We start from the raw sequence: 11,907 nt of genomic DNA on the forward strand, positions 1-11,907 counted from the left end.
CCGAAACCATGCCCGCAAAGGCCGCCGCCCCTGGCGCAACAAAAAAACCGCGCAAGCCGTCCGTGAAGGAGCAGCAGCGTGCCGAAAAGATGGAGCAGATCCTCGACGCGGCAGAGCGCCTGTTTGCCCTGCACGGCCTCTATAACGTCACGCTGAAAGACATCGCCACCGATATCGGCGTGCACCACACCCTGCTGAACTACTACTTCTCCGACAAGGACAAGCTGTTTGACGCAGTGGTCGCGCGCCGGGCCCGCGAAACCAGCGGGCGGCGTATGCAGGCCATGGACGCCCATGAGACCGAAACAGGCGGAAATCCAACGGTAGAGGGTTCCCTGCGCGCCTTCCTCGATACTGATCTCGATCTCTACAGCCAGGGCGGTGAAAGCTGGAAATATTACGGCATGATCGGTGGTCAGCTGTCCAATACCCCGTATGGCGCCGAGTTGATGGATCAGAACTTCGATCCGGTTGTCCTGCGTCTCATCGCGTTACTGCGCAAGGCCATTCCCGGCAGTACCGACGAGGATCTGTTCTGGGGCTATCACTTTGTTACCGGCGCCCTGATGCTGACCCTGTCGCGTACCGGCCGGATCGACCGGCTTTCGGGCGGGGTCTGCAGCTCCGACGATTTCGAGTCCGTGAAGGACCGGATGGCGCGCTTCATGGCCGCAGGTTTCCGGGAAATCTGCGAGGAGCGTGCACAGGAGCGCGCGCACTCGCCCGCCGACGGAAGCTGACGCGCAAGCGGGCAATAACAGGAGAGTCTCCATGCTCACCCGCCGCAGCCTGATGGCCAGCGCCGCCGCCCTTGCGGCAGGCAGCATTGTCCCGGCTGTCGCCAGCAATACTTTAGCGCCAGTGATAAACCTGCTTGAGGAACTCGTTGGGTCAGGCCAGCTCCCCTTTGCCGGCATCCGTATTGCCCGTCATAGCGAAATACTCGCGCAGGCGCATGTCTCCGGGGTGGAAACAATCGGGCCGGAGAGCCTTTACCGCGTCTATTCGATGACCAAGCCGGTCGTGGCCGCAGGCGCGGCCCTTCTGGTCGAAGATGGCCAGCTGACACTGGAAACGCCTGTCGCCGATATCGTGCCGGAACTGGCAGGGCTCACAGTACTCACCGACACCTCCGGCGGCACCGAACCGGCCCGCCCGATGACGCTCGCCCACCTTCTCACCCACACATGCGGACTGGCCAATAGCTGGGGCAATGCCCGGACGGCGCCACTCTACAGGCAAGCCGGGCTCGTTGCGGGCGCGTGGATGTATGATCCGGACATGGGCGGGCTTGAGGGATTTGCGCAAAGGCTTGGCCGCCTGCCGCTGGAGCATCAGCCGGGCACGCACTGGATCTATGGCTATGGCCTCGACATTGCGGGACTTGTCATCGAACGGGTCAGCGGTGAGCGGCTGGGCGCATTTTTGCGCCGCCGGATATTCTCGCCGCTCGGCATGTCATCTACCGGCTTCTACGTGCCTGCTGAACATTCATCACGGCTCACCGGTCTCTACACTGGCGCTGACGGCGTCGTGGAGCGCGTTGCCGCACAGCAGGAGAGGCTGCCGTTGATCGAGCCTTATGCTGACGGCGGTAGCGCTGGCCTCATCACGTCGCTTGAAGACTATGGCCGCTTTGCCGGCATGCTGGCCAATGGCGGTGTGGCGGCGGGTATCCGGGTGATGAGCGAGGCATCGGCCCAGATGATGATGACGCCTTACGGCCCGCAGGAGGCCATCACACCGGCCCTGCAGCGCTTTGGCCTTGGCGGTGAGCCCCGTCAGGCGCTTGGCGGCGTCACATGGCTGGAAGACCATGCAGGGCCAGGGTCTGCTGGAGAATATGCCTGGGGCGGGGCGGCCGGCACAGCCTTCTGGGCAACGCGCTCCAGCGGCCTCTCGGTCGTGCTGATGACGCAGCTGATGGCGCCGGGCGGTACTGTTGCGCGTGAACGCTTCAAGCCCCTGATTTATCGCGCACTTGCGGAGCTGCCGTAAACCCTGCCGGCCGCGCCTTCCCGCAGGCGGATATAGGGCAATCGAAGTTCTTCGGTAAATCGCGACCGGATAGGCAATGGCGCACGGAGGAGGGAGATGGCGAGACCGTTGGTCCTGCGGCCAGATTACGCAAACACTAAGTTGGCACCATTCCAAGTCAGTAATTGCGATCCTTGGGTTAATATAATGGGTATACAGAAGCATGGGTTTAATATCACGCATAACGCGCATCGCGATGCCTATACCTAAATCCTGTGGTGTAGCCAGCCATCACCGTGATCGAAGCCTGAAAACCCGCCTGGCGGCTGAGCAGAGTTGGGGAGCTGGGCAGATCGAGGCGAGTACTCTCGTCAGGAGTGGACAAAGACGAGGCCACCTTGCCCTCAAAACCCGTGTTGAATGGAGAACAGGCGAGTATTAGCCAGAGGCACCTCACCAGGACCGTGCCTCGCCGCGCATCAGCAAACCCTTGAGGATCTGCGCAAGATCAACCCCCTGCTTTGGAGCAATCATCAGGAATGGTGCCCGTTCGGCGCGCGGCGCGCTGACAAGTGTTTGAATCGTAGCCAGAGCATCGCGCCGCACCCAGATGCCCGCTGAGGCAGCGTTTTCCGGTTCGACCCGCCACACCGCCATGGCCGCTTTAGTGACCAGTGCGATGGGCTGCGTCTCCATCAAGACGGGCAGGTGCGCCGGATCGGCATTCACAATCACGGTGCGGCTGGCAGCCTCTCCAAGGGCTCGCGCTACCGGCAGGGCGTGCAGGATAACGGGACCGGCGGGCAAATTTGCCTCGTGCGCTAGCGGACACAAGACAACCGGAAATCCGGACGTCTGCGACATCTCTGCCGCCAGCCGGTCATAGGCATGGCGCCCGACCAGAAATGGCATGTCTGCAGGGTAGGCCAGCGAGGCTTTCATCCGTTCTGGCTAGAACGTGACCGGAGCGATGTCGATGATTATATCCCAGCCCGATTCGATCATCTCGTCTGGCGCGATGCCATAGCGCCGCAGGAATTCCTCGCCCGAGAGGTTTGAGTGGAAGAACGAGCCGCCCACCGCCTGCCGCGCCGTTTCCCGCGAGATCGGCTTGGTCAGACGGACGTCGGTAACGCGGTATCCGGCCTGGTTCAGCGCACTTTCGGCATAGCGCACCGAATGGGTGTGGCGCAGGAAATCGCTTATATTTTCTTCCCCATACACCCGCCGCATCCAGGCGAGCTCCAGCGCCGTGTTGGCGTTATAGACCTCGCTCATCTTGACGCTGACAAGGGCGGGGTCGCCAAAGCCTATGCCCAGCTCCTGCATCGCACGCACATTCATGTAGGTTGCCATCGGCGTGCGCCCGAGATCGGGCAGGGAATGCACATCCAGCCCCGTCAAATAGCGTGGGGCGGTGCGGGCCATCGCGTATTCCATGATGAGCTGTCTGCCACCGTCCTCCAGCGCCAGGACGGAGCGTTCGAACGTCGCGACATCGCGCCCGTTGACCTGTGCTACCAGCGATACCGACTGCCTGTCCGGGGCATCGGGGAAGAAGTCACCGTAATTGGTCCGGCGCGGTTCAGGGATATGGATGCCGGCCGGGTCAGGCTGGCCGGGTCTCAGCTGATCGAAGAAGCCGGGGACCGGATGGCGGATGCGCCGGGTTTCACGCGCCACTTCGGCTGCCAGTTCCTCGACGCTGTCATAGGGCAGGCGGATCAGGGCCGCCCGCCCGGCCTCGGTAGCCGAAATCTCGGCCATCAGCGCGGGGTGGGACTGGGCGAAGCGGCGCACATCCTCGCGCGCCGACAATCTGCGCAGGAAGGCATAGGTGTTCTCGTCTAGAGCGCGCGCCCATGAAGGCCGGGCACCAGCCGAACCTGCCTCCGCCAGAGCCTCGCGCGCCAGCGACAGGGCCGTGCGCTCGGTCTGGTCAAGTGCCGCCTCGCCAAGCCCTGACGCCGTCCGGCGGGCAGCTGCGACAGTCGCCACCAGATCAACCGCATCGGCGCGGGGGCGTGCCCGTGCATCCGACAATCCTGATACTACCGCAGGCTGGCTGCGGCGGGTATTGGTGATCACCTGCTCGACCTCCCGGCCCACCAGGCCGTGGCGCTGCATCGCGCGGCGCAACGCGTCGATACCGGTGGCATCCGTCAGCGCTTCGAAACCGGCGCCGGGATTGGTGCGGACGGTTGTTTCAACGAAATCGCTGAACGTGCCCATCCGGCCGAGCGCATCGAAGAAGTCGAAGCCGGAGGCGGCATATGTGCCGATCCACTGGCGCAGGCGCACCATGTCCATGCCGCTCAAGGCCACCGCGTCCGGCCCTTCATTGAGCGCGCGGGTGATATAGCCGAGCAGTTCCACAGCATCGGGCTCGGGCACGATGACATAGCCGAGACGCTGCACGGCGGCGTATTCAAGATCACGCACAAGGGCGAGGCGCGCCGTTACCGGATTGAAGATGTCGGTGCGGCCCGCGAGTATCTGTTCGATCTCGGCAAAACTCAGACCTGCGCGCTGGGCTTCGCGCGCAGCCTCGGAAAGCAGCGACTGCGCCATATAGTGGCTGACATCGCTCTCCAGCCGCGCGATCTGGCCGGAGCTAAGCTCACCGCCAGCGGCGAAAACGGTTTCTGCTTCGGCCTGTGCGGCCCGGTAGGCGTCCACCGCCTGCTGGTTGCGCTGGGCAAACTCGGCGACGGTGCGCGGCGGCTCTGGCGTCGGGGCGCTGGCAGCCGATGCTCCGCCTGTCCCTTCCGCGACGGTATCTCCGCCACGACCGCCGAACACGCCAGGGTCGGGGGCCACTTCGGCCGGATCGAGCAGCCGCGAGGGATTGGCCGGATTGCGCAAGGCGGCAGCATCGATATTGACCGGCGCGGCGAGCTGCTGGCCGTCGGGATAGGCGGCATCGAAGGTACGCGCATCAATGGCGGGTGGCTCGGCTAAACCTGACGCGCGAGGAGCTGCTGTGATCCGCGCCTCGGCCGGTACGCTGCCCAGCAATTCGCGCCCGCGATTGACCGCAGCGTTCTGCCCGGCCGTCCGGCGGCCTGATGCGATCAGCTCGCCGGTATGCGTCACATAACGCGATGAGGTTCCAAACCGGCGCAGGACGGTGAAGTTAGCCGCGATATCAAGATTGCCTAGCGCGGCGGTCAGGGTCTCCTGATACAGCTCGGTGAAAATATCGGCGAAGCCCGGCTCGTTCTCGATAGCCTCCTCCAGCCGCATGGTGCCGATGGACAGGGCGGCTGCTCTGGCAAAGCGCACCTCATCAGCGGCTGTCCTGACGTTGGAGGCCTGTGCCACGGCGACCATACCGGCAGAGGCCGCATCGGTGGCAAGTGCTAGTGCCGACCCGGCCTGTCCCAGAACGGCGGCCGAATAGGCGAACGCGCCGATAGCGCCGCCCGCTTCCACACCGCCCAGCAGCCCCAGCCCTGCGCTGGCCAGCCCGCCTGCTGCGCCCGCAATGCCGGTGGCCAGCGACGTCGCTGTAATGATCGCCCGGGTGTCATCAGAGGAATAAGCCTGCTGGGCCTGAAGCGCGCTGGCAAACACCGGCACGCCAAGAAGCCAGGCCCGTGCTGCCCTATCCGGCTTGGCGTAATCGCCAGGTGCCAGCGATGTCGGCTGGAAGGTGACGAGGCGGCCGAGCGCGTATTGATAGACGCCGTCAAACCCGCGGCCGGTCAATTCGATCAGGCGCTGCTCATCGCCGCACGGCCTGACTGCTCGCGCCAGCTGGAGCGCGCGCCGGGTCTCGGCCAGATAAGCGGCGAGCGCCTCGCGCGTGGCCTGCTCCCGCCATGCCGCCAGCCCTGCCGCATCGAGGCCGAAACGGCCCTGCAGGAAAGCATCGTCGGCAAAGGTGAAGCTGAAATCTAGGCGCGAGCCATCCGGTCCGGAAATCTCCAGCTGCCCCAGCGGATGGAGGTTGTCCGCGGCGATGGCCGGGCCTGTCTCTGCACGGAAGCTGGCGATGGCGGCCGGGGTGCGGATGGCCGCCAGAGCCCGCTCCTGCGCGGTCATCATCTCAATGAAGGTGTCGCGCAGGATCAGCATGGCGGCATGATCGCCCACCCGCATCTCCAGCTGCCGCCGTTCACCCTGCAGGATTATCGTGTTGGTGAAGGCCCGCGCCACGCGCCGGGCCGAGGCTTCGAAATCGACTGGCACCTCGAACTCGAGATTGGCGCAAGCCATGGCCTGTGCCACGGCTGGGGTCCAGCCCAGCGCCGAACCCGCATCCGGCCCGAGTGTCCAGGCCGTCACTTCGCCGGGTGAGGCGGCAACGCGCACTTCGGCGAAGGCGGGCGTGACGCGATAATCGTCCGGGGTCGCCAGAACGCCGCGCACGAGATCGCCCGTGCTGACCGGTATCCGGTAGCCCGGCTCCACGCCCGGTATCGTGCCCGCATCCGCTGCACTGGCTCCGGCAGTCACTAGCGCGACAGGCGGGGAGCGATAGGTGCGCACAGGCCGTATCGTGCCCGGATCAATCCCGGCCTCGCGCGCGACTGCCCGGCGCAGCGCCAGATCGTCTTCGTCCTCGTCGGTCAGTGCCAGCCGGACAGCGGTGATATCGCGCCAGCCGTCAAACAGATGGGGCTGGTTGTTCACCCACACCTGAAAGCGCAACGTCTCGACCGGAATATCGACCGTGGTGCGCACTTCCAGATAGAGAAGGTCGGGCGCGAAGGCGAAGCTCACCGGCTCGCTGAGCGCTGTCGCGTCGCCGCCACCGGGCAGCGGCCGCGCAAAGGCAAACTGGCCGGTCATATTGCCATAGCGCAACACCCACGAACCGGCAGCGCCATTGAGAGTAAAGTCATGGGCTCCGGGCAGGGCACCGGGTTCCAGTTCCGCGCGCAGCAGGATGAAATCCATCTGCCGCAGCTCGGTCATCAGCTGCACCATGCGTGCCTGATCTGTAGCGGTCAGCGCGCCCGACGGGCTGCTCGCAAGAAGCTGCTGGCGCAGGCCGGATTCGATCTGGCTCCACGCGGCATCCAGCAGTGGCCGCAGCGCCGGATTGTCGTCAAACCGATAGGGTTTGGCGTGGACATAATAGCTGATCGCTTCGCTGGCGCTCTCCAGCCGGACCGGCTCACCCACCTCTACCGGCAGGTCTTCGCCCAGCACCAGTATGTAACGCGTGGCAGTATCGGGGTGCAAAACGCCGGTGCCATCTCCGGACCAGGGGTAGGGAAAGCGCGGCGCACCGGAGGTCAGCAGCCCATGCTGGTCGGCATTGACCACCGCCATGTGGATGACCGGTTCCGGCCGCGTCCAGATTTCCGGGCCACGCTGGACGGCAAGGCCGGTCCCGTCGTCGAGATAGGAGAACTCGCCCAGCCGGCCGGAGCCGCTGTCATCGCGCCCGGTTTCGGGATGCACGCGCTGCTCCCACTCGCCGGACAGCGCGCCATGCGAAATGGCAAGATCAAGCTCCACCGTATCGCGCGGCGGGGCCTCCGGCTCCAGCAGTTCCACGTCCGCTTCGGCGTCACGAAGCGTCAGCGTCACGCCGCCCGGTCCGGGCCGGTCAAGCGGGTGGCCTTCGCCGACACGCAATACCTCGCCCGACATTGGCTGCATGTAGGCGGATGGGGCGGCTGGCGAGCTGCCTTCCAGCGTGACGCGCAACCGGTTGCCCGAACGGCTGAGCGAAGTCGAACGCAGCGTGTGGCGCTCGCCGGTCACCGGATGGGTCAGCCGGACGGTAACCTGGCTTTCGTCCTCTGACACAATGGCCCGGCCGCTGATGCGGCCTAGCAACCGGTCGGGATATTGCACAATCCAGCTGCCGGAAAGTTCACCGGAGTCGGCAGCTTCGCCGGCAGCGATGACGCTTTCGGGTTGTTCGGGCGGCGTGGCGTCATCCTGGCCGCCCGTGAGCAGGAGGAACGCGGCCGCGGCAGTGACGGCCAGGATGCCCGCTCCGGCGATGCCGGCGGGGACGAGCGGGATGGGCGGGAGGCGCAAGCGGTTGGTCTCGCTCATGGGCTTCGCTCCGCGCTGCGCCCGTCTGCGTGGGCAAAAACGAGCGGCCCGCTGCGATAGAGTAGAGGGTCATCCTCTGTGCGTTCGACAACCACGTCGGTGCGCCCGAACGGTGTCTCCACGGCCACTCGGTAGGTCTCCAGCGGCTGGGCCGTTTCAAATACGGCCTCGATATGGACCGGGTGGCCGTAATGGATGCTGGCAACAGGTTCATACCGGGGTTCTGTCAATTCCGGTCCCAGCCCATCCTCGTCCACCGTCGGACGGACCGGCTCATCGGGGAAAACGGCAATGGCGAGGCGAAGCAGGGGCGTGGGATCTTCGGGCGCGTCGGCTCCGCTGATCTCCAGTCCGCCACTATCCTCTGGCGGCCCGATGATGAGCCCGCATTCGGCCAGTCTGATCCCGCCCCAGGCGGGCATGTTGTGAACGCCGTTGGCAGGCCGGGCGACGGCCAGGCCGTCGGTCTGGCCCCGTTCATGTTGCAGCGGCAACAAAAGCTCGGAGTGAGGCTCCAGCTCCCCGGCAGCCTCGACGATAATGAAGAGCGGATTGTGAAATATCCTCCGGTCCCATTCGATCCGGTTTTCGCGAAAGGGACTGTCGAATGCACGGATGCAATCGCGCAGCCGTTCAATTTCGGCAAGCGCTCGCGTGTTCCTGTTCACGAAGGCGGTGTACCGGGTCTGGCTCTCGCGTTGTGCCTCGCGCAGGAGATCCTGCAAGGCGATGGGCGTGAGCTCGGGAGCAGCATAATGGACGCGCGGTGTGGCGTTCCACACCTCCAGAAGCTGGGCGTAAAGTGGCTCCTGTAACCGCCCCAGGCTCTGGGCATAGGCGTCGCGCCGGGCAAGGGCAGTTGCGTGCAGCACCGGCCATTCGCGGTAGATCGCCGCCTCATAGGTCCGCCAGCTATCGCGCGCTTCGGTCATGTAGTCCTGCATCGCCGTCAGCGCCTCACGCATCGCCGGATGCAGGACATATTCATTGTCGGCGTTCAGTCCGGCCGCGAGAAAGTCAGGGTCATCGTCCGAAAACCTTCGCGGATCGCCGTGCGTGCGCAGGCCGATGGTGAAAATCGAGATCGAACTTTCGCGGCTGCCTATGGAGCGGGACAACGCTTCGAGCATTGAAATGTAAGGCGAATAGACCGCGTTTTGAACCCGCAGACGGTTGGGCAGTTCGCCAGGCTGGACCACTTCGCTGTTATCAACCATGACACGCTGGTCCAGCTTGTCCTCAAACCAGTCGCGCTCGCCGTAACTGGACAGAATCCAGTCGTGCGGCTGGTCCAGCGTATGACAGATGATGTCGTTGCGGTCGTTCCATTGGTTGTTGGGGTGAAACAGGCAGTTTTCAGGGCGCACGCCCGGCTGCCGGTCAGCCCAATATCGCGCACAGGCATCAATGGTATGCGCGGCGACCTGATGAGGAACCATGTTCTCGAAGCAATGAACAACATCCTGTTTGAGATTGAGATAATCGGCGCGTCTTGTTCCGCCGAGGATGGAGGGAATGTGGACGGGCGGGCCACTATCCGATCTGCTGGCGGTCGGCAGATTGTCAAGCGCCACGTAGCGGGACCGGCGCTCTGCGCCCTCGGCATTGAACGCCTCCTCGAGGAGGCGTTCCGGTCGGCGGGCATCAAACAATTCGGTATCAAAGCGCGCCTGCCGGTCCCTGATCTCCGCGGCAAAATCATTGACCAGCTCGACCAGCGCCATCACCTGGTCCCTGTCTTCGGGGGTGAGATTGGCGATGACCGGATCGGGCCGGGCGCGTGCCCGCAAAACAGCATCAAGCTGTTCCTCAGCTTCCCGCCGCATGGCCTCCATTTCAGGGCTGTATATCTGGTCCAGGACGTCTTGCAGGGACGGGGCGTTTGCCGGTGCTGCACCGCCTGGCGGTACATAAAGGTCCGGGATTTCCGGCGGCGTAAATGTGCCGAAATCGGGTTCGGGCGCTGCGGCCGCAGCCGGGACCTCGTCCGGTTGCACAGGCTGATCGACGCGTACCATGCTCTCGTCCAGCTCGCCGGCTTCGATCACATCCAGCAGTATGAGCACGCGGTTCGCGGTAAGCCTGAAATTGTCAAAAGCCTCGATGGCCACGGCTAGCGAGACGTAGACAGCCCCTTCCGGCCGGTCGAGCCGGGCAGACAGAAACCGCACGTCCTGGGGCTGGGTGAAAGCGAACTCGACGGTCCGTCCGAAACGGCGCATATCCTCGCGTGGCAGAAGCGCCGAGCGGATGATGGCAGAGCCTGCCCTGGCCGGGTCTGGTCCCATGCCGCATTCCCGGCCCCGGCAGGTGAACAGCTCCTGGAACCCCAACTCAGTCAGAGAGGCCGCATAATTGCGAACCACATCCAGCGTCGAGCGCCCTTCGGGAGCGACATACAGAAGCCGCGTCCACGCCCCTTCCACCGTCTGATAGTCCGTCAGCGTGGGCTCAAAGCTGGTATGCGGGCCGGTCGCGATGTCAAACTCGTCGAACGCGCTGGCATGGTGGGCTATAATGACAGAGCCGTCATAGCGCGCGATCAGCGGATGATCTGCCCCGCCGGCTGCGTCCTGCCTGGCCAGCGCCAGGGATGCCCCGAAAACGACGGCAAGCGTGGCCAGCAAGCTTCGCAACCAAGGCGAAAGAACATCCCGGACAAGCAAGGCGGCGCGCTCCTGCATGGGCCGCGTACAGCGGCAGGCAACGCCGCAAAGCATGCCCTGTCACCGCATTTCGTCGTCATCCATTTGGATGAGGCATTTCCGAATCTTTCGTCACGGCCCCAAGAAAGACCAACGTGGTACGAACAATGTCGGCCTGGCTGTGAACGCCGAGCTTTTCGCGTAGGCGTGCCGCATGCGTACGCACCGTGTTGATCGTCACGCCGCGCTCAGCGGCTATATCCTGAAGGCTCGCACCGCCCGTCAGCGCCAGTGCCACCGCCAGTTCGGACGGCGTAAGCCCGTAAAGGGCAGCGAACTCCAGCCTGTCGGCTTCCCCGGCTTGACCGGTTCCGGCCAGAGCCAGATCAACTGTCATGGCGACGAACACGGCCGTCATGTCTCCCCGATTGGCCCAGGCATGGGCTGTATGGCGCTGGATGACAGTGTCAAACGGTTTCAGGACCACCTCATCGTCTGACAGGATGAGGGTGAGTTCACCTTGCAGGACGGTGATATAATCAATCGTATCGGTGCGGTGCATGCCAGGATGGCGGTGCGTGTCGACGCGCACCGTGTCCGTGCCGTCAAACACGGTGGCGTAGTAGGCATCAAGCTGTTCCCGGGTTACATGAGGCCGGTCGGGCGGCACGATGATGAACTGGAAGGTGGTCGCGCCCCTGGGCGGTGCCAGCGGCAGTCCCGCGATTTCCTGGTGGGGCGGGTCGCGCAAGGCGTCGGCATTGCGCCTTGTAAACCAGTGCACCGCCCGGAAATCGGACGGCAGGATATGCGAATCCCTCAGGACACGGGACTTGCCGTGCTCATCGGCGGCGGTGACGATCCGCCTGAACTTGCGGTCGGCCATACGCTCCCCCAGGCGATACGTGTCTGGCTGGGGCGCAGGAGGTCTGCCGGAGGAAGAGTCCTGCACGAGGGATACCCATGCACTGATTTTGGGGCCATGTCAGTTGGAAACGGCGCGCCTGCACCTGGCAACCGGTTAATGTGCCAGCAGAGGCGTAAGAGGGGGTAACCGGAGAGGCGATTTGGCGCAAACCGGTTCGAAAGCCGTTTAAGCAACAGGAGAGGAGCCAGCCCGACTGGTATAACTCGTTCAAAAATGGCGCACCCGACAAGATTCGAACTTGTGACCTCTGCCTTCGGAGGGCAGCGCTCTATCCAGCTGAGCTACGGGTGCGTTGCCCCGCTCTCTTACAGGGCCGCGCGGGACTATTCAATGGAC

The 11,907-nt window shown here is 64.2% G+C and carries 6 protein-coding genes and 1 tRNA gene; 2 read left to right on the top strand and 5 right to left on the bottom strand.

All coding sequences use genetic code 11. The features are described 5' to 3' along the window. Positions 1-8: 8 nt before the first annotated feature. Together AB6B38_RS12070 and AB6B38_RS12075 are read left to right on the top strand one after the other, a co-directional pair. Positions 9-740 carry a TetR/AcrR family transcriptional regulator gene (locus AB6B38_RS12070; RefSeq protein ID WP_371395103.1) on the top strand — a complete coding sequence of 244 codons (732 nt, stop codon included), beginning with the start codon at positions 9-11 and terminating at the stop codon, positions 738-740. Between the two features lie 31 nt (positions 741-771). After that, positions 772-1,998, top strand: a complete 1,227-nt coding sequence (locus AB6B38_RS12075) for a serine hydrolase domain-containing protein (RefSeq protein ID WP_371393104.1) — start codon at positions 772-774, stop codon at positions 1,996-1,998. 432 nt (positions 1,999-2,430) lie between these two features. On the opposite strand, the gene AB6B38_RS12080 is transcribed toward AB6B38_RS12075, so the two are convergent. The 5 genes from AB6B38_RS12080 to AB6B38_RS12100 form a co-directional block, all read right to left on the bottom strand. Then, positions 2,431-2,919 carry a hypothetical protein gene (locus tag AB6B38_RS12080; protein WP_371393105.1) on the bottom strand — a complete coding sequence of 163 codons (489 nt, stop codon included), beginning with the start codon at positions 2,917-2,919 and terminating at the stop codon, positions 2,431-2,433. 9 nt (positions 2,920-2,928) lie between these two features. After that, positions 2,929-7,998 carry a hypothetical protein gene (locus tag AB6B38_RS12085; RefSeq protein WP_371393106.1) on the bottom strand — a complete coding sequence of 1,690 codons (5,070 nt, stop codon included), beginning with the start codon at positions 7,996-7,998 and terminating at the stop codon, positions 2,929-2,931. Continuing rightward, entirely contained in the window at positions 7,995-10,625 is a 2,631-nt protein-coding gene (locus AB6B38_RS12090) for a hypothetical protein (RefSeq protein WP_371393107.1), read from the bottom strand. Before AB6B38_RS12090 ends, AB6B38_RS12085 begins: the two co-directional genes overlap by 4 nt. A gap of 115 nt (positions 10,626-10,740) precedes the next feature. Then, a complete protein-coding gene (locus AB6B38_RS12095) occupies positions 10,741-11,529 on the bottom strand; it encodes a LuxR C-terminal-related transcriptional regulator (RefSeq protein ID WP_371393108.1) in 789 nt (262 codons plus the stop codon). A gap of 256 nt (positions 11,530-11,785) precedes the next feature. After that, positions 11,786-11,862 (bottom strand) — tRNA-Arg (locus AB6B38_RS12100). Between the last annotated feature and the right edge of the window lie 45 nt (positions 11,863-11,907).

It is taken from the genome of Glycocaulis abyssi (assembly GCF_041429775.1).
In the GTDB taxonomy this organism is placed as follows: domain Bacteria; phylum Pseudomonadota; class Alphaproteobacteria; order Caulobacterales; family Maricaulaceae; genus Glycocaulis; species Glycocaulis abyssi.

Coding starts and splice junctions, on each gene's coding strand:
- AB6B38_RS12085 (WP_371393106.1), bottom strand. CDS start 7,998: ATGAGCGAGACCAACCGCTTGCGCCTCCCGCCCATCCCGCTCGTCCCC.
- AB6B38_RS12080 (WP_371393105.1), bottom strand. CDS start 2,919: ATGAAAGCCTCGCTGGCCTACCCTGCAGACATGCCATTTCTGGTCGGG.
- AB6B38_RS12070 (WP_371395103.1), top strand. CDS start 9: ATGCCCGCAAAGGCCGCCGCCCCTGGCGCAACAAAAAAACCGCGCAAG.
- AB6B38_RS12095 (WP_371393108.1), bottom strand. CDS start 11,529: ATGGCCGACCGCAAGTTCAGGCGGATCGTCACCGCCGCCGATGAGCAC.
- AB6B38_RS12075 (WP_371393104.1), top strand. CDS start 772: ATGCTCACCCGCCGCAGCCTGATGGCCAGCGCCGCCGCCCTTGCGGCA.